This is a genomic window from Leptothoe sp. EHU-05/26/07-4 (assembly GCF_043421015.1).
GTDB classification, from domain to species: domain Bacteria; phylum Cyanobacteriota; class Cyanobacteriia; order Phormidesmidales; family Phormidesmidaceae; genus Leptothoe; species Leptothoe turfae.
Genome location: NZ_JAXSQV010000004.1, coordinates 1,228,247 through 1,247,141, shown reverse-complemented (window position 1 = coordinate 1,247,141; position 18,895 = coordinate 1,228,247). Strand labels below are relative to the sequence as shown.

Annotated in this window: 12 protein-coding genes; 4 read left to right on the top strand and 8 right to left on the bottom strand. The window is 48.0% G+C overall.

The features are described from left to right. Positions 1–7 precede the first annotated feature (7 nt). The 4 genes from psbQ to U2F10_RS18300 form a co-directional block, all read right to left on the bottom strand. Positions 8–475, bottom strand: coding sequence for a photosystem II protein PsbQ (psbQ, locus tag U2F10_RS18315; RefSeq protein WP_163670202.1), 468 nt, complete (start codon positions 473–475; stop codon positions 8–10). 99 nt (positions 476–574) lie between these two features. Beyond that, the gene (locus U2F10_RS18310) at positions 575–2,911 is read right to left on the bottom strand and encodes a PAS domain S-box protein (RefSeq protein ID WP_163700542.1); all 2,337 of its coding nucleotides are present in this window, start codon (positions 2,909–2,911) and stop codon (positions 575–577) included. A 14-nt stretch (positions 2,912–2,925) separates the two neighbouring features. After that, entirely contained in the window at positions 2,926–3,375 is a 450-nt protein-coding gene (locus tag U2F10_RS18305) for a response regulator (protein WP_163670198.1), read from the bottom strand. A 9-nt stretch (positions 3,376–3,384) separates the two neighbouring features. Further along, positions 3,385–4,797: a GAF domain-containing protein gene (locus U2F10_RS18300; protein ID WP_163670196.1), complete on the bottom strand. Its 1,413-nt coding sequence runs from the start codon at positions 4,795–4,797 to the stop codon at positions 3,385–3,387. Positions 4,798–5,174: 377 nt separating this feature from the next. Between U2F10_RS18300 and U2F10_RS18295 the strand changes: the two genes are divergently transcribed. After that, positions 5,175–5,690, top strand: coding sequence for a fasciclin domain-containing protein (locus U2F10_RS18295; protein ID WP_163670188.1), 516 nt, complete (start codon positions 5,175–5,177; stop codon positions 5,688–5,690). A gap of 379 nt (positions 5,691–6,069) precedes the next feature. Here U2F10_RS18295 and U2F10_RS18290 read toward each other — a convergent pair whose 3' ends face one another. Further along, positions 6,070–6,369, bottom strand: a complete 300-nt coding sequence (locus U2F10_RS18290; protein ID WP_163670186.1) for a hypothetical protein — start codon at positions 6,367–6,369, stop codon at positions 6,070–6,072. A gap of 194 nt (positions 6,370–6,563) precedes the next feature. Between U2F10_RS18290 and U2F10_RS18285 the strand changes: the two genes are divergently transcribed. Together U2F10_RS18285 and U2F10_RS18280 are read left to right on the top strand one after the other, a co-directional pair. After that, entirely contained in the window at positions 6,564–7,232 is a 669-nt protein-coding gene (locus tag U2F10_RS18285) for a hypothetical protein (protein WP_163670184.1), read from the top strand. Between the two features lie 416 nt (positions 7,233–7,648). Continuing rightward, on the top strand, positions 7,649–8,404 hold the full coding sequence (locus U2F10_RS18280; RefSeq protein ID WP_163670182.1) for a PEP-CTERM sorting domain-containing protein: 756 nt from the start codon (positions 7,649–7,651) through the stop codon (positions 8,402–8,404). Between the two features lie 296 nt (positions 8,405–8,700). Here the strand turns inward: U2F10_RS18280 and U2F10_RS18275 are convergent, their stop codons facing one another. The 3 genes from U2F10_RS18275 to U2F10_RS18265 form a co-directional block, all read right to left on the bottom strand. Continuing rightward, positions 8,701–12,537, bottom strand: coding sequence for a CHAT domain-containing protein (locus tag U2F10_RS18275; protein WP_499872962.1), 3,837 nt, complete (start codon positions 12,535–12,537; stop codon positions 8,701–8,703). 135 nt (positions 12,538–12,672) lie between these two features. Then, positions 12,673–13,686 carry an SDR family NAD(P)-dependent oxidoreductase gene (locus U2F10_RS18270; protein WP_006514935.1) on the bottom strand — a complete coding sequence of 338 codons (1,014 nt, stop codon included), beginning with the start codon at positions 13,684–13,686 and terminating at the stop codon, positions 12,673–12,675. Positions 13,687–14,053: 367 nt separating this feature from the next. Next, positions 14,054–15,667, bottom strand: a complete 1,614-nt coding sequence (locus tag U2F10_RS18265; protein WP_499872961.1) for a cation:proton antiporter — start codon at positions 15,665–15,667, stop codon at positions 14,054–14,056. A 335-nt stretch (positions 15,668–16,002) separates the two neighbouring features. Here U2F10_RS18265 and U2F10_RS18260 point away from each other — a divergent pair, with 335 nt between their 5' ends. Then, complete coding sequence (locus U2F10_RS18260; protein WP_499872960.1) at positions 16,003–18,873, top strand: DUF4347 domain-containing protein; 2,871 nt, start codon at positions 16,003–16,005, stop codon at positions 18,871–18,873. The last annotated feature ends 22 nt before the right edge of the window (positions 18,874–18,895 follow it).

Below are 18,895 nucleotides of genomic sequence, written 5' to 3'. Positions count from 1 at the left end.
GTTTTGTTTAGACTGATTCTTCGGTGGGCACCAGGTTAAGAAACGTACTTAAGTCCTTAGCAAACCTAATGTAAGCCTGATTGGTGCGATTACTATCAAATGCAGTAACTGCAGCACTCATGGCTTCAAGATCCTCTGTAATCTCGTTGGATAGGGCCAGAGCTTCAGATTTATCGTTAGGTAACAATAGAAATGCCAAGCGATTCATACGTTCTCTTAGTTCACCCAAAGGACCGTGGATGAAGTTGTCGATATTAGCCCAGTTTTCATCACGGATGTAACCCGCTAGCTCAGGCAGACGATCTTTGGAAGTCTGAATACGGCCAGCGTAAATAGAAATTTGAGCGATCTGGTCCGCAGAATAGGTTGGGGGGGCAGTTGCCTGACCACCAGAACTGCAGCTCACGAGTAGGGTTGCGATCGCAACCAAGAATACTCCCACCATCGACCGTGCTAGTGATCGAAACCGTTCCATACCAGCAATACCTCCTAATGAAGTTAATCTGTGGCTGAATTGAATCAGCAATGACACAGTATCAAACCCAGCTAATTATAGTACGTCAATCATTGCAAATTACGTTTCCACAGTCTTAGACACGGGTTCCGTGTCAGTCTGAAGTACATTAGGTATGATTTTTAACAAGTCAGCAGAATTATAAGGTTTTGGGAGAAAGGCTTTAACGTTTTCCCCAAGGGATAATGCAATTTGCTCATTACTCGGTAAACCGCTGACCGCAATCACCTTAACGTCAGGATTAATTCTCTGCATCACTTGGATGGCCGTTGCCCCCCCTAAAGAGGGCATCGTCATATCCATCAAAACAACCTTGATATCGGTTTGATGTTGAGTATATTTGGCGATTGCATCAATCCCATCCGTTGCCACTATCACCTTATAGTTATGGCTTTCTAAAATGCTTTGGGCGATGTCACGAATAGGGGCTTCATCCTCTACAACCAGAACCCCGTCTCCTTGGCCCAACGGGAAAGAAAGGACTTCTGCTTCCACTCTCTCTTCTGCCTCAATCGCAGGCAAGTACACCTTAAATTGAGTACCCCGACCAACTTCGGTATCAACGGTGATAAATCCACCGTGACTTTGAATAATGCCGTGAACCGTGGATAACCCCAATCCAGTTCCCCCCTGAGCTTGCTTAGTGCTAAAGAAAGGATCGAAAATGTAAGCCAATTTATCCGGGGGAATGCCAGTGCCGGTATCGGTCACTATGACAACAATATAGGGACCTGCTTCCACGTCTAGATGGCTGGAGACAACGGCCCGATCAAGCTGTATATTCATGGCCGACACCGTCAATTTTCCGCCATTGGGCATCGCATCACGAGCATTGACAAAGAGATTCATAAATACTTGATGGAGCTGGGTTTCATCACCTTTTACAGAGTCAATATTTTTAGGTACATCAACAGCAATCTCGATAGATTTCGGAAATGTTTTATGGACAAAGCTCCTGATTTCTTTAATTAAATATCTGATGGATAATAACGACCGGTCACCCTCTACACCTTTTGCAAACAAGAGCATCTGGTTAATAATCTCAGAGCCGCGTTTGGCACTGCTTTTCAATATCTCAAACTCATGGTGAATGTGTTCGTCCACATCGGGTAATTGCATCGGCAAGAGATCGGCCACGCCATAGATCGGCGTCAAAATATTATTTAGATCGTGGGCAATCCCGCTGGCCAATGTGCCAATGCTCTCTAGTCGTTGAGCTCGCAAAAATCGAGATTCTAATTGCTTGGCCTGGGTGATATCAGTATTAACGGTCAGGATGGCATTGGGCTGTCCTTGCTCATCGGTTACTAACGTCCATCGACTCATCACCGTGATGGATTGGCCCGCCTGTGTCACTTGTTTTCGTTCGCCTTTCCAGCTGCCTTCGCGGATCAAAGATTGGTCAATCTCATCGTCATCTGGTGCGTCCGCATACAACAACTGATTTGCATCTTGGCCGAGTGCTTCCTCAGCAGACCAGCCATAGAGGGTTTCGGCCCCTTTATTCCAAAATGATATTTGTCCATTCATGGCCCGGACAAGAATGGCATCTGTGGTCACATCTAAAAGTGCAGCTTGTTCTCGCACCCGGTGCTGGGCGAATTTGCGATCGCTAATATCCGTAATCGTGCCAACATACCCCCGGATGCCTTCCCCCTGCTTGCGCTCTGGCAATGCCTGACCAAAGACCCAGATGCTCGTTCCGTCGGGATGTTGGAAACGAAACTCTAAACGAAAAGGAATGCCGTCTTTCAATGCCGCTTGCCAGGTGGCTAACACATGATCACGATCGTCTGGATGCAAAGCGTTGACATGATTCTCCATTTGGCGGGACTGCTCCAATGTCATCCCGGTCATGTCACACCATTGTCGATTCACATAAACATAATTTCCCTGGGCATCCGTACGGAAGATGCCAACGGGAGAGGTTTCCGCTAAGGATTGATATTGGTGCTGGCTTTGGCGCAGTGCGGCTTCGCTTTCTCGCAAAGCATGCTCTGCCTGCTGTCGTTTCCGTCGTTCCTCGGCTTCCCTTAACTCCCGCTCAACAGCCGGCACCAACCGGGCAAGATTCCCTTTGAGAATGTAGTCATGGGCCCCCGCTTTCATTGCCGCAACCGCTGTCTCTTCACCAATGGTGCCGGAGACAATAATAAACGGCAGATCTTGCTGTTGGGCCTGCAGCAGCTTTAACGCCTCTAGTGCACTAAACCGAGGTAATGTGTAATCAGCAATGACGATGTGCCAATCCTGGTGATCGAGGGCCAATTGCATCTCCTCTGGCGTTTCTACCCGAACGTAATCTAGCGTGTAGCCGCCGCGACGTAGCGTCCGCAACGTTAAGAGCAAGTCGTCTTCTACATCCTCAACAACTAAAACTTGCAAATGGGTAGTCACAGGCGATTACCTTCCTAAACAGGCGGGGATTGATTCATCAATAACCAGTACATTCCAAGCTGCCGAATGGCTTCGGAAAACTGGAGAAAATCCACTGGCTTGCGAATGTAACTATTACATCCCAGGTTATAGCTATCGAGTAAGTCTTGCTCTTCATTGGATGTGGTTAAGACAACCACGGGTAAAAGTTTGGTGAGTGCTTCCCCCCGTAAGCGACGTAAAACTTCCAGGCCATTCAGGCGGGGCAGCTTAAGATCCAGCAAAATCACGGCTGGTTTAAGGCTAACATCGCGATCTGCATACGGACCTGTACCAAACAGGTAATCCAGTGCTTCGACACCATCATGGGCAACGACAACCTGATTGCCAATATGATTGCGATTGAGGGCACGGATGGTTAAAATCTCATCATCGGGATTATCCTCTACCAAGAGAATGACTTTGTGATCAACCTGTCCACTCATACCCCAACCTCACTCTTCCGTTAACGTGAAATAGAATGTGGCCCCTTGATCCAGTGCGCCTTCAGCCCACACTTGTCCCCCATGTCGATGGATGATTCGCTGCACCGTAGCGAGGCCGATGCCATTGCCAGAAAACTCATGCATCCCATGTAATCGCTGAAACGGTCGAAATAATTTGTCGATAAAGGAGATATCAAAGCCCACGCCATTATCTCGTATAAAGTAGGCTGGGATACCGTTTTCCTGAGTAATTACACCAAACTCAATCTTAGCGTGGGATTGCTTAGAGGTATATTTCCAGGCATTATTCAATAAATTATCCAATGCCACTTGCAGCAGCGGCCGATCACCATAGGCCAGCATGCCTGGTTGAATCTCCCACTCTACTTGCCGTTCTGGGGACGCTTGCTGTAAATCGATACAAATGCGATGGGCTAATCGGCTCAGATCAACCGATCTTTTGTGCATATCGTTACGGGTCACGCGCGATAGGGTGATCAAATCATCGATCAATGCCCCCATGCGTTGCGTGGCCGAGCGGATTCGGCGTAAATAGTCCTGGCCGTTTTCGTCTAAGTTTTCCAGGCAGTCTTCTAGCAGTGCCTGGCTAAAGCCATCAATACTACGTAAGGGGGCGCGCAAGTCATGGGAAACGGAATAGCTAAAGGCTTCCAGTTCTTGATTGACAGCCTTTAGTTCAATAATGGCTTGCTGCAATCCTCGGTTCAGCGCTTGCGCCCGTTCCTCGGCTTGCTGGCGTTCGACCACTTCTGCCTGGAGACCCGTCAAGAGTTCTGCATGCTGGAGTGCAACTGCTAAGTGGCTCGCAATTTGCTGAACAAACTCGATTTCCGTTTCCTGCCACTGGCGCGGGGCCTGGCACTGATGAATGCAGAGTAATCCCCACAGGTGACGACCTTGCACGAGGGGCACCACCAAATTTGCCCGCACCTGAAACTGGGACAGGATCTGGATGTGACAATCGCTCAACCCGGCATCATGAATATCTGTGACGTTCTGGATCTGACCTTGCTGGTAATGAATAGCAAACTGATCCCCAAAGCAGTGATCATGAATTTTTTGTGCGATCGCAGAGTCAAATTCGGGGTCTACATCTTCAGAAACAAATTCCCCGTCATTCCAGTTAGTATCAGGGTAGAAACGAAACATCCCCACTCGGTCTGCGGACAGCAGTTGCCGAACTTCAGCTGCCGTCAATTTAAAGATGGTTTCTAGATCCAGAGGTTCCCGAAGCCGAGTGATCAAGCGGAATAGAGTTTGCTGCTGATCAATTTGGCAATGCGCTTGATGAACCTGCTGCTCCAACGCTTGAAATTCTTTACCTAGGAGTGCTTGGACTTGCTCCCATTCAGCTTCATCGTGACAAGTACTGCGTAATCTTGCCAATAGATTTGAGTTCATAACGCTCAGCTCGCTAATGCTTGAAGTCACTAAATGCTTAACTGAACGGCTACTTTAGCAGATCCAGGAACTGGGTTAAGTATTCAGTATCGTTATAGATAACAAACAAAATATCTTCTCTAAGCTAGGGGCGCATTTTTCAGAATCACCCGTATCGCTGAGGATTGCGAATAGACGTTGTTAGACAGACACGCTCAGCAATTTCTAATAGTTTTAAACCTACATTCAAGAAAGATTTATTCTGACCTCAAAAATACTATCTGCTTCTATGGAAAGCTTGTGTCGTGCCTGAGGCGTTGTCTTCGACAATTTGAGACACTGAATAACTCACGGCAGCTGAGCTAATGCAATGTTATCCATAGGGAATTCATTAGACCATGACACGTCTTTCTAAACTGACTTCACACTGTCTCAAAGTTGCTGGTATCGGGTTCACTAGTTTGCTGATTGCATTACCCGTAACCGCTCAAAGTACCAGTAGTCAAAGCATTACCCAGATTGCTGGCTCAAACGATTCCTTTGATGTTCTAGTTTCTCTCATGGACCATGCAGGTATTTTAGAGGCATTTAATGGTTCTAATGGGAAAGAATTCACTGTTTTTGCCCCCACCGATGATGCCTTTGGTCGTTTATCTGAGGGAACCATTGAAAGTCTCTATAAACCTGAAAACAGAGAGACTTTACTCGACGTTCTTGCCTACCATGTGATCGGTGGTAGTATTACCTCTGATCAGCTTGCTTCAGGCGCAGTGGATAGTAAAAATGGCTTACCTTTACAAGTAAATGTGGGACAACAAGTAACAATCAATGATGCCACTGTTAGAGCAGCGGATATCACTGCAAACAATGGTGTTATCCATGCCATTGATACGGTATTGATTCCACAGCGATAGGGTTATCCCTAATCCTCGATTAAAAATAAAGAGTCTCATAAGGGCTGCACAAAGTGCAGCCCTTATGAGCTGATTAATCCAACTTCTCCCATTGCCTGGGACCGGTACTTATTCAACCCCATATGAGTTGCTTAAGTTAAGCCGTCATATTTTACTTAGCTGCATCCCTTAATCCTTTAACTAAGCTACGGTTAAGCTATTGAATTGAATATCTTTTCAAAATCCCCATGAATAAAGGCATTCCTTACCAGGGACTGCCAATGGCGCTATGCCCTCCCCATGCCACCACACGAAGCCCAGGAAATTTAGGGCAGTTGTCCCCTGGACTAACGGTGAATTTGTATGTGAGGATGGGGAAATGATTCCAACAAAAAGATCTCTAACCGCTATCCACGAAGCTAGCCACTGCTGCCTGTATACGGCTTTCGGCGTCGTGATCAATGGAGTCAGAATCAATCCTGACGGAACCGGGCGAGTCCATCGCTACAACTTCGAGCCGCCACAGGAACCGCTTCCATTGATGATCAATGCTCAAAATGGAGCTATATCGATTGCAGGCGTTGTCGGTGAAGCCATTCACGAACATGGAGAAGTCGAGCTCAATGCCATACTGACGAAGTTGACGTTTGGAGGTGGCCAAAGCGACTACGACAGGATACAACAATGCGGCGTTGATCATCTGATTGAGGCGTTGATGACATTTTCTTCTTCTGCTCTTATGGAGCATTGGGGCAAGGTCTTGAGGTTAGCGGCTAGATTGGACCAGGTGCAATATCTAGACTCAGATGAGATATCCAGTGAACTGCCATACGTGTGTGATGTCAGTCGCTATTCAGCCCAGTTACAGAAGGAGATCGACAGTTGCAGTACCAGATGGCCGTGGAATCCTTCTATAAAGAGGGGGCTTATGCGTGTGTCGTCTGCATTGCTGAGGTGAGGGTTGTGGTGTGGCTGATGGTTTTCAAAATGTGGCGATGTTACGCCATTAAAGCTCTCGCAATTTTGGGATTGAGCACATTTCTAGTCACTGGTATGCAGTCCTCCGCCGTATCTGGCGAACGCTCAATCTTTGGTGAAAGCCCCCCTGATATTGAGCGTTACTTTGGTCAATATTGGACTCGCTTGACCCTTGGGCATACCGAAGGCGAGCTCAACGTAACGTATACTTACAGCCCTGGAAAAATAAGATCTTTTTTCAACAATGCAGAAGACTTAAGATTGTCAGTGGGGTTTATCAATGATCAAGCAGTGAGTGTTCGCATCCACCAAGATGGTGCAGGGTTCAATATTCCATTAGAGCGATTCGAGCCTTCAGATCATTCAATGAATATCTTTGATGATGTATTTGAATCTATTTTTGGTTATCGCCCTCCTGTTACATCTCCTGTTTACCGACAAATACTTCAACCAGGATCATTGCAAGGCACACTCCATACGGTTACTTATTGCATAAGCGAGGAAATCGCAATGTCCTATGAATGGATTAGCACAGAAGATTACATCTGGTTTATCCGTTTTTTCCAGGAACCTGCTTGTGTTTGAATAGGACGTTGCCGAATCTGGAGATGCTTTAAGTCGAAAGTTTTACGGATCCCCTGCTCAGTGGGTTGAAGTGGAAGGACCATGATGCATATCAGAAAAGCTTAGAGCAGTTGGTCAGGGATTTGAAGGCGTCTTTGGCAGCTAAGGGATGATGTGTATGCTTCCGAAAATGGCCAGCAAACCGCCAATGTCAATTTTTGGTGAAGATTAAACCACACAACCCTCTAGAGAAATCGTGAATCTCCTGATGTCTACAGTTAGAAGATCACACTACGATGGGTATAAATATCGGCAATCAAAATATCCCCACGTAAGGTAGGGATGACTATAGATACGCTCCCACATCTATCTCATCCCTTGAGTTAATGGCGTCTTTATTTATGTTTCAGTCGTTAGGCACTTGGAGATTTTATAATATGCGTAACAGCTTTAGGCTGCTTCTGGGCTGCCCAATCATTGCAATACTAGTCGGAACAGGTAATGCTCAGGCAGGAACAATCATACTAGATGACTTTTCAGTCACACAAGATGTTGGACTTCTAGATATTTCTGGGTTTATACCCTCTAGCAGTCAGACTGGTCCTAGTAGCAGTATTTTAGGTGAATTTCGGGATCTAGAAGCATTAGGAAATGCAGACAATTTTCTGGAAACCCGCTTAAGAGTAGATAATGGTGCACTCAGTTTTAGTAATAATGTAGGCACTCTTGGAGCTGGGTTAATTGTTTGGGATGGTAATGACGATCCGACTACAGTTGATTCAACAGGCTTAGGTGGGATTGACATTACCCAAAGTGGGGGTATGGGCCTAGACGGGATTTTTCTAGATATTCTCTCCGCTGATCTTGCTGGCTTAGAGCTTGCGTTTACAGTCTATGACACCAATAACAATACCTCAAGCCTTGCCCAGCTGTTTGACACACCTGTTTCCAGCTCCTCTCCCTTAACCGCAGGATTCCTCTTTTCTGACTTTGTTGGCAATGCTGATTTCACCAATGTGGGTGCCATTGAGCTAGCGATTGCCGGTCCTGAAGAAATCGATGCTACCATTGATTTGATTGAGATTGGCCCATCTGAATCAGCTGATGTACCAGAGCCCACGGTCTCTCTCTTTGCCTTAGTAGGAATCTCTATGCTTGGCGGCAACTCCCTTAAGCGCAAGACTCAGCAATAACCGTCAATCATTGCCCAGTCGAATCTTTTGCAAGAATGACGCGATCGGGACCCTATTGTATTGGGTGTCTCGTAGGTGAGTGAATATTGGTAAAGCCACCTCTGGTGCTCAATGCTTCAGGGGTGGCTTTGCTTTGTGACAGATGGGAATGCAGAATATTGATAATGAAACAAATACAGTAGCCCTCGACCAGTTCAGCGAGGCGCGCGATCGGGGGGTGGGGATCCCATTATTGAAGCCACATTTAAGCCATGGATTTTTCGAAGCTTGAAAAGCATTGTTAATCAAGGCATTTCTTACCAGGGACTGCCAATGGTGGTGAAAGAGGCCCAAAAATAGGGGTGAGAAAAGAGGCGACTGTCGATGCTGGCGATGTCATCTGGCAACGACAGGGTCCCGCCTGACCAACTTAGCTCACCGTTTTCTACGGTAATGTCGCCTTTGAGCATGGCTAACTGTGCCTGGCGTAGGGCTTCGGCCTTGATAGGCTCGGTTTGTAGGCTGGTATAAAACTGGGTCATTAGCCCTGCGGTGCCGACATCGTCCACTTTCCAAAGACTGGCGATGGCTGTTTTCACACCAGCTTGTACGGCTAGACCAGCAAAACCTAGTTCAGCTTCTTCATTGCCCAGGGCGGTGCGGCAGGCGCTCAGGACCATCAACTCTACAGCCGGGTTGTTTAGGCCCAGAGAGCGTACCTGATCCAGGGTGAGCCGCTGATCCCAAAATTGGATGTAGGAATTGTCGAGACTGCCTGCTTTGAACTCACCATGGGTGGCTAAGTGCACGATACCGTAAGGTTTGCGGGCTCGATTGGCTACCAATGAATCGGGGGTAAAGGTTTCATTAATAACAAAATCACCGGGCCACAGTTGTTCGGCAATGGTGCTGAGTTCAATGGGGACTGCCGGCAGTTCAGGCTGATCGGCAAATTTGGCAGCTCCCATGGCTAAGACTTCGGCTTTGCGTACATCTACATAGCGCAGATCGGTGAGGCTAACGCTGGGCATCAGACCCACGCTATAGCGTTCGATCAGAAACTGTTCCCCATCGTGGAGGGCGGATACGGGCAGCGATCGCAACCCCGGCGGCATCACAAAGGCTAGATTGGTAATCCCCCGGCGGGTTAATGCCTCTTCCAGGGGCTCAATTATCCACCTATGGAGCTGCTGAGCTGAGCTGAGATAGGTGCGTGTCCGTACCCGACCAGGGTTGACAACATGATTGCGGAAGCGGTCAGCGGTTTTCTGGACTTCTTCCTGTGGGACTGGCAGCGTTCTTAAAATGGGTGGGCCATCGGGGGTGATGACCACCAGCTCTAGCACATCAGTAGACCGGATTTCTTGATCTGCCTTTGGCAATACGTCAGCATAATTACCCGTCGAGTCCGCTGGGACAAAGGAAATATAGATAATGGCTGGAGGTTTGCCCGTTTTCTCAGCAATGAGGGATAGCTCCATCTGCACCTGGGGCAGATCGGGCACAGTCAATTCGTCTGTTTCTAAGTTGAGATACTCTCGAAATTCGTCGGTATAGTTGTTCTCATTGCGCAAAATTGCTTGCTGTACCCCAGACAGCAGCTGGGGATCCACGGCAATTAAGGTCCCTGGATCATCTTCCTTAAATACATCGGGGCCAGGACGGTCAGTTTTGCAGTCCACGGTACAAGCATCGACTTCCGGGAAATTATCCCGGTCAGGTTCCACAGTTTCTGGGTCTGGGTCTGGATCGGGGTCCGGGTCCGGATCGGGGTCCGGGTCCGGCGGCAGTTCGACTGGAGCCTCTCCCGTTAAAATGGCAATGGCTCCTGCTCGTACATCTTCTAAAAATGACTGAGTTGGCTGTAGCTCACTATCTCTGACAACGATGGCTCCAGCTGTACCATTCACCTCAGCATTACCAATGACGAAGGGGGTAACCCCGTTGCCACCATGGGTAATTGTAACTTGGCCTGCACGACTCCGAACGCTACTCTCAATCGTTTCTCCTCCGCCTTCTCCACCTTCGTCAAAAAAGATACCTGATGCCCTAAACAATTCAGGTGTTGTAACGGTGACATTGTTGTTGGCGATCAAAGCATCAACTTGAATATCGTTGTCACTCAGTAGGGTCAGCCGATCGTTGACGTCGAGAAGCGTTGAGATGGAGATACCAACAGCGTTGTCTGTACTATTCCCCGTAATCTCTAAAGATCCATTGAGAACATTCAGATCACCATCTATTAACACGCCGACATCACTGGCACTCTCACCTGTGATGAAGACACCGTCACCGGTTCGAATAGATGAGTTGTCTCTTAATTGCACGCCATTGTCAGTACCAGAGATGCCTTCAAGGGTCACTGACCCACCTGAGAAGACTACTTCAGAAAACAGATCAACGGTTGAAATGCTAGTGTTGCTATCTAAAGTAATAGCCGATGAATCTGCTCCAGCCAGGTTTGTGCTGTTGGCCTCGATAACAAGGTCGCCCCCCGCCGTATTGATTTCGGTAAAGAGCCCGGCAGCCGCATTTGGACTACTGACCACAACTTGACCATTACCGGTATTGTCAGTGTCCGCTAGCAAATTAACATCAATGGGAGCACTAAAGGATAAGGGCGCAATACTGGCATTAATAAAGATGCTGCCAGCCGCTTCTAGGGTGAGGGCGTTGGTCTGGCCACCTTCATTGGAAAAATTGTCAAAGAATAAATCACTGAGCAGCGTAATATTACCTGCTTCGTTTCCTTCAGTGCCGGTTGTTACGGTGACGTCGCCATTTCTCAGAGCATTAACTAGCAGGTTGACGTTTAATCGGGCTGGGGAAGATAACGGACTAAAGGCCTCACCTTCACTAAATTCGGTGGTGGGAAAATCTCCAATCTCCACATTGAAGGGGTCAATCAGCCAAAGTCCCGCTTGCCCTGCAAGTGCTGATACATCGGGGGTATAGTTACCCAGGGTCAACCCTTGGCGACTGCTAGTTTCAATCAGGCCGCCATTCCCCCCATTAGGCCCCCCCAACGCTAAAAACTGCCCCAGGGCATTGGTTGTCTGATCGCTCCAGATAATAATTTCACCACCATCGCCATTGACGGTGGCGCTGGCATCCAAGACGGAGTCGGCACTAACGTAGGTGATCTGGGCATTGGGCAATGGTCCCCGTCCTTTATAGCTGCCGCCAATGCGAATAACCCCACCACCATCGGGTCCGCTGACATTGAGAAGACTGTTGACGATGCCGATGGTGTCGCCTAGTACGGTAATATCGTCGGCATTAACAGTGCCGTTAACAATCGTTGTCCCCAGTGTATTGCCTGATGTATTAGAAATGGCCAGATCAGGAGAACTCACCAGGCGAACGTTGCCATCGGTGTCTAGTTCTAAACTATTGGCGACATCACCAGCGCCCGTTAATAGCTCGGGCAGGGTGAGGGGTGAGAATAAGCCATCGTCGCTGGGGGCAATGTCATAGCTAAGGATGGACCCATCTGGATTGAGGCGAATCAGCTGTTCTCCAGGGACAGATGCGATCGCAACCTCTACAGCCGACACAGTGCCCGTGGAGATGACGGTGCCACCTGCCAAGGTGAGCGTGCCGTTTTCCCCCAGGTTGAGATCCGCTGCGTTAATCACAGAGCCAGGGGTACTAAACCGAAAGACTAGCCCCGTCGGACCGCCCACTAAGCTGGCATAGTCAGGGGTACCCAAGACATCAAAGGTAGCGTCAGCAAAAGCTAAACCATCAGCGGTTGAGATGCTTAAATCACTGGGGAGCGCCAGCGTAGCATTTTCGCCAAAAATAACCCCCGCAGGATTTAGCAAAAAGAGATTGGCCGTACTACCAGTAATTGCTAGCTGACCGTTGATAACAGATGCATTACCCCCGTTAATTCCCCCAATGATATTCACGACATTGGGTTGGGTAATAAAGTTGGCGGCTTCTGCAGCGGTTAACCCAAATTGCTCAAAGCTATGAAATAGGTTCTCTCCATCGTTAGAGGCAGTTCCTCCGGTGATTTGGTACTCACCGTCTACATTGGTAACAGCTGTACCAGCTCCATTAGGCACAATGGACTGGGCCCAAACATGGCTCTCCCCCATCAACAGACTACCGATGATGAGGGCTGCACAAGTTTTGGTATGTGCCATAGTTCACGCCTCCAGCTAGGCCATCTCACACCATGACAATCTTCGGCGCACTCCGGGATTTTACCGGAATGTCCCTGGTCAACTATATGAGGGCCTTGTGAACTTACGTGGTATCAATGTGAGGAACAAGGCTTTTTATACGTCACGCAGGTACCCATTTTGTTGATACCACTGAACCGTGTCGTTGATGGTTTCTTTAAATGGGCGATAGGACGTCTTTAGACCTTTAGCAGCTTTGCTAGCATCAAACCACTGTCTCGACAGCATTATTCTGATCATATCCCCTGGAATAAAGGGCTTTTGGCCTTTAAGGCGTCCCAGGAGGTTTTCTATAAATGCCCAGATACGGACGGCAAACCGAGGTAGTTTTTTCTGCGGTACAGGCTGCCCACTGATTTCAGATAGGTTGCTCATAATTTCATTGACCGAGTAATATCCCCCGGTCACCAAATAGCGTTCATTGGGTTGTCCTGAGTAGACAGCCGACAGCATGGACATGGCTACATCACGGGCATCCACAATGGGAAAGCCACCACTGGGAATCAGTGAAGCCTTTCCTTTCAAGTAATTAAGGATAAAGCGCCCCATTTCTGTCGGTGCGGCATCGTAAGGTCCCATCATGCCAGCGGGCAAAATCAGCACAACCGGCAAATCATGGGTCTTCAAAAAGTTAGAAATGGCTTCTTCAGCCAGTAGCTTACTCTTAAAATAAGGGTTCTTATGGTTAAACTCCTGGAATGGTGTTGATTCATTACTGGGAGCGCCACCACGAATAATGCCGACACAGCCGCAGGCACTGCTGACATATATCACCTTGGAGACGCCTGCTTTATCAGCCGCCTCAAGCAGTTTGATGGTTGCATCTACATTAATGGCTTTGAGCTGCTTCCAATGATCGCCATAATCGAAGGATTCTCGAAAATATGAGGCTGTATGGAAGACGACATCACATCCCTGTAGGTAATGGGAAAATTCATCAACTGCCTGCATATCTCCTTGGATCACCTTCAGACTAGGGTGCTCATCCAGGACCTTACTGGCCTTAGTTAGCTCGCGTGTTAACGCAATAACCTCAAACCCCTGGCTCAATAATAATTTTGTCAGGTTGCTCCCAAGCAGACCGGTACTGCCAGTTACAAACGCTTTCATAAAAACTCCTATATCTGGATAAACTGGCTGGATATTGAATAATGCCCTTCTGGAGCAGGGATTACCGAAGTGACTAGATGTTTCAAGTCTAGGCGGTATCTGTTTAAAGCACGGGTATGGCGCAAATCCCTAGCCAATAATTTTCACGATTCTATTCACCAGAACCATATACAAAGTTCACGACTCATGATCCGTTTCACTATAAATTTATTGCTTTACTCAATTTAATTATTGGGGGGCAGTATACATAATTACAGATGGCACCGTAGGTAAATGGTTCCTAGAAATGTATAGCATCCATTCCCTGGAACGAATCTACGCCATTTGTCGTTTGAACTCCTGCCAAAATTCAGTAATGCCTATCATTCTATTCGGTCAAAACATCTTGGAGTAATGGTGCTAATTCATCCTTAAGTTGCCCAGCCCGAATTAACTCTGCATAGGTATCTGATTCAATGGCCAATAGCTCCTCCTTTACTTGTTCCGCTGCAAATGTCTGTAATTCAGGATACTTTGTTTGCATCTTTTTCATTTCTTCTTGCAGTTTTTTTACTTGCCCTTCCACTAGGGCTAATTGATAACGGCCAAATTCGTTATCAACTTCTTGTCGTTCCATCAGTTCTTTGATGCGGCTAATGACTCGGTTTAGGGCTACTCGTCGGGCCACCCCTTGCATATACTCTTGCCGTAGGGGCTGATCTCCTAACAGGTTAAGGGCTTCTAACAGAGGCTTTGTTGTTAACCCCTGCACCAACAGCGTGAATAGCATGACCCCAAAAACAATCGAGATAATCTCTTCTCGCTCGACGAGTATGGTTGGGACACTCAGGGCCAATGCTACTGATACGGAGCCCCGTAACCCGCCCCACCAGAGGACTGTTTGATCCTGCCAACTAATGTCTGTGTTGTCGGGGGTAACCATATTGCTAAAAAAGCTCAGACCAAACACGCTGATTAAACGAGCTAAGAGCATGCATGCGATCGCAATCAAAATCGAGTCTAAGTAATTGCCCAGACTGCTGAACTGGACCTGATCACCGATCAGTAAAAAGACGATTGAGTTGACGAAAAATGCCAAAAACTCCCAAAATTCTGAAACGACCAATCGGGTGCGGGGGTTCATGCCGATACGTGAGCCAAAATTGCCTAAAATCAATGCGGTGGTCACTACTGCAATGACGCCAGACCCCCCCAATTCCTCAGCAATGATGTAGGTACCATAGGCCGATACCAGGGTTAACGACTGCTCCACCAAAGGCAGGTCAAAACGTTGAGTTAAAAACGAAATGCCAAACCCAATTAAGGCTCCGGTACTCACGGCAATACCGGTGAATACCAAAAACTGAGCAATCGTAACGGATAGATCAAATTGCTCTATACCCAGGGCAATACCCAACACAAGATTGAAGGCAACAACAGCCACACCATCATTAAAGAGACTTTCTCCCTCCATCAGTGTGGTGAGTCGTTTATTAACCCCTAACTCTCTAAATAAAGCAACCACCGAAACCGGATCTGTTGCCGATAAGCTTGCTCCTACCAGTAACGCCGTTGCCAACGAGGCCCCTGCGAAGTTGATCAATCCCCAAAGTAGTGCGCCGATGCAGATGACCACACCAATAACGGCATAGAGCACAATGGGTACCCAGTCGCGCTTGAGGTTTTCCCATTTAATATTCCAGGCCGCTTCAAACAGGAGTGGCGGCAGGAAAATAAATAAAATTAGCTCAGGGGACAGGTTAACCAGGCGCACATTAAGGACCGCCAACCCTAAACCGACCAGCAACAGCAGTAGGGTGTAGGGAATATTCCGCAGCCAACTGACTACCCGCGACAGTGTAGCCACCCCTAAAGATACTGAGAGCACCAGTAAAAACTGGCGTAGATTCTCTTCGATGGCTTCATTTTCAGTTACCAGGTCTACAGCGGTAGCAGCAGTGGCCAAAACACTGTGCACAGGCAAAGCGCTATCTAAGAACATGGTGAACGAGTCCCGTTGATCAGGCTACATCATATAGCAAATAGCCTGATACATCAGGAAAATCAGCCGATTGGCATATTGAACGAATTTTTACCTGTATTCAGCACAAGATCCAGGCCTTTGGTCTCGCTCAGAACGAAATTTTGTGGGGCTCGTAAAGGCCCATGAATCTTTAATGTTGGTTTGCTTAGCACATGATTCAGGATGCTGACGACTGTTGTGATCACTGGACATCTTGATAAGGAAAACATCGTTCTTTTAGGTGCCCCAGTGAACCCAGCCTAAACCTATATTTCTCCTTAAATTTATCGCCTTCAGTTTGTAAAAAAGCCCCTATGACCTCCTCTCTGCCTAACGCCAAGTCTGATAACCGTCAGCCCATGGGGCAGCAGGTCCCCATGGATGAGACATCGATTGTCATTTTTGACAGTCGTGTGGATGACCTGTCACTGTTGCTAACTGGTCTGCGACCCGGTGTTAGCGCCCACGTACTTGACCCAGACCGTGATGGCATTGAGCAGATCAGTGAGCTGATATGTCAGCGGCCAACGGCAGCGCTCACCCTGGTGGCCCACGGTGCTCCCGGCGAGCTACAGCTGGGTGCAGACAAACTGGAGCTAAGCAATCTGGGCCAGTATGCTCGATATCTCCAAGGCTGGTTTAGAAATGCGGATGCTTCACGGCTAACCCTATTAGCGTGTCAGGTGGCTGCAGGCGACGCTGGTATGGAGTTTGTCAGCAAACTGGCTGCATTAACGGGCGCTGTTGTCACTGCCTCAGCCCAGACAGTGGGCAATGGGCAATGGCCGCCTGTTGCTGCACAAACCTTCCAGCAACAGGTGTTTGACACCTATGCAGCTACCCTGGTGCTCACATTTCAGCAAGATATTAAAGATGGTGACATTGGCGATGGCGATCCAAACCTGAATAGACTCTTTGGTACATCTGGAGTAACCGTCAGCCCCGATGGTACCCAGGTGTTTGTCACCAGTGCAGTTGATGCTTCACTGACCGTATTTAATCTGGACGCGTTTGGCAATCTGAACTTTAGCCAGGTTATCCGAGATAGCTTTGAGGTGGAGGAACTGTTTGGCGCTTTTGGGGTAACGGTAAGTCCCGATGGCAGTCAAGTCTTTGTTGCCAGCACTGGAGACCATTCCTTAATGGTGTTTAGCCGTGATGGTGATGGCAATCTCACGGAGCAGCAACTGTTGAAGGATGGTCGTGACAATATCAATACCTTGGAAGGGGCCATCGATGTAGCGGTTAGCCCGGATGGTAGCCAAGTCTTTGTGGTCAGCTTAGTGAACTCTGCCATTACCGTATTTGACCGCGACGAGACTGGTAATCTGACGTTTCGCCAAGCCATTGCCGACGGTATTGGGGGAGCGGCTGAACTGTTTGGAGCGTCAGGTGTGGCCATTAGTCCAGACGGCAGTCAGGTTTTTGTTACCAGTCGAGATGATGCTGCCATTACTGTTTTTAATCGAGATGCGTCTGGTAATTTGACCTTTCGCCAAGCGATTAAGGATGGTCAAAACGGTGCCGAACAGCTATTTGGGGCCTCAGGTGTAGTCGTCAGCCCTGATGGTAATCAGGTGTATGTTACCAGTGCTGTGGACGCCGCCATCACTGTCTTTGATCGCAATGCCGACGGCACCCTGAGCTTTGCGCAAGTGGTCACTGATGGTGACAATGGTGCTGAATTATTTGGTGGCACCCAGGGAACTGGTATTCCTGGTGTTAGCGGGTTTACGGGTGTTACCATCAGCCCCGATGGACGGCAGGTATTTGTCACTAGTTATGGTGACAATGCCATAACAATTTTTGACCGTGACGCCAATGGTCGCTTAACGGTCAATCAAGTGATTCAGGATCAAGATGGTGTGAATGGTGCTGATGAATTAGCAGGCGCTATTGGCGTTGCTGTTAGTCCTGACAATCAGCAAGTCTTTGTGGTGAGTGCGGCTGATTCTGCCTTGACAGCGTTTGATCGAGACCTGGCTCCAATTTTGTTGAGCATTGTACGCCAAACGCCAGCTACGCCAGCAACTGATGCAGATAGTCTGGTGTTTCGTGTCACCTTTAGTGAGAGCATTCAAAATATTACGGCTGCTGACTTTAATGTTACGGGTGGCTCTACAGCGACAGTCACAGGTATTACGGCTATTAGCGCCACAGCCTATGACATTACTGTTTCTGGTGGGAATCTTGCCAACTTTAACGGTACTGTTGGGCTAGATCTCTCGGCTAGTCAAGATATTACCGACCCCATTGGCAATGCATTGCCTACCACTGAGCCTGAGACCGATGAGACGTACACTCTAACTAATGATACAACAACACCCAATAATCCTCCGCTGTTGACGCCGGTATCAGGTTTAGAAATTACTGGACTGGGCAGTGACAATACTATACGCCTGCATGTGGACAAGGTGAATATCTCTGAGGTGGGTGAGATTCGGATCTTTGATGTAGAGGGTACCAACCGTACCCAAATAAGCAGCTTTTTTCTGCTGGAAGGTGGCCAATTGCCTGAAGCCTACATGCCTGCCTTTAGTATTGATGCGAACCGAGTGAACGAGGGACAGTTGTTAGAGTTTCAGTTAGTGGTCAATGGTACAACCCATCTGGCAACAGCAACAACAATCACCGCTACGGAAGTTTCTCTCGATTTTGGTGAAGGCACCCAATTCACGGTGGAAACATTCACCCAAACCGCAACAACAAATCTGTTAGTCAATGATGCCGCTGCCATTGATCTCACTGGCCAAACAGGGTTAGTCAACGTTGACTTTTCGATCTATCGTGAAGCAGCGATGGATAATATGGTGGGTTTTTATGCTACTGACTTAATTGATGGCGGTATTCGCGACACGTTAACCAGCAATATTCTGCGACCGGGAGAGGCTGGATATAAAGAAGCGGCTTTAGCTAATCGTTTGGACGTGGAACTTACCAGTGAGAATGGCCAGGCAAGTATGTTCTCTGTAGAGATTACCGCTGGTGGGTTCTTAGGAATCTTCTTAGTGGCGGGTGGCGGTGATCCAACCACAAACAACGTTTACTTTAGCCATGCTGGGGCGAATGACAGCAGTAATGACCATGCCAGACTACTAGGAGATAACACCTTTGGCTTTGAAGACTTGAGCGGTCTGGGTGATCGGGACTTTAACGATATGGTGGTGGAGTTTACGGTCATTTAGTTGGATAGATCACGTGACCATC

Bases quoted from the DNA above. Each gene is read 5' to 3' on its own strand.
- psbQ (WP_163670202.1), bottom strand. From the start codon at position 475: ATGGAACGGTTTCGATCACTAGCACGGTCGATGGTGGGAGTATTCTTG.
- U2F10_RS18305 (WP_163670198.1), bottom strand. From the start codon at position 3,375: ATGAGTGGACAGGTTGATCACAAAGTCATTCTCTTGGTAGAGGATAAT.
- U2F10_RS18300 (WP_163670196.1), bottom strand. From the start codon at position 4,797: ATGAACTCAAATCTATTGGCAAGATTACGCAGTACTTGTCACGATGAA.
- U2F10_RS18295 (WP_163670188.1), top strand. From the start codon at position 5,175: ATGACACGTCTTTCTAAACTGACTTCACACTGTCTCAAAGTTGCTGGT.
- U2F10_RS18290 (WP_163670186.1), bottom strand. From the start codon at position 6,369: ATGATCAACGCCGCATTGTTGTATCCTGTCGTAGTCGCTTTGGCCACC.
- U2F10_RS18285 (WP_163670184.1), top strand. From the start codon at position 6,564: ATGGCCGTGGAATCCTTCTATAAAGAGGGGGCTTATGCGTGTGTCGTC.
- U2F10_RS18280 (WP_163670182.1), top strand. From the start codon at position 7,649: ATGCGTAACAGCTTTAGGCTGCTTCTGGGCTGCCCAATCATTGCAATA.
- U2F10_RS18275 (WP_499872962.1), bottom strand. From the start codon at position 12,537: ATGGCACATACCAAAACTTGTGCAGCCCTCATCATCGGTAGTCTGTTG.
- U2F10_RS18270 (WP_006514935.1), bottom strand. From the start codon at position 13,686: ATGAAAGCGTTTGTAACTGGCAGTACCGGTCTGCTTGGGAGCAACCTG.
- U2F10_RS18265 (WP_499872961.1), bottom strand. From the start codon at position 15,667: ATGTTCTTAGATAGCGCTTTGCCTGTGCACAGTGTTTTGGCCACTGCT.
- U2F10_RS18260 (WP_499872960.1), top strand. From the start codon at position 16,003: ATGACCTCCTCTCTGCCTAACGCCAAGTCTGATAACCGTCAGCCCATG.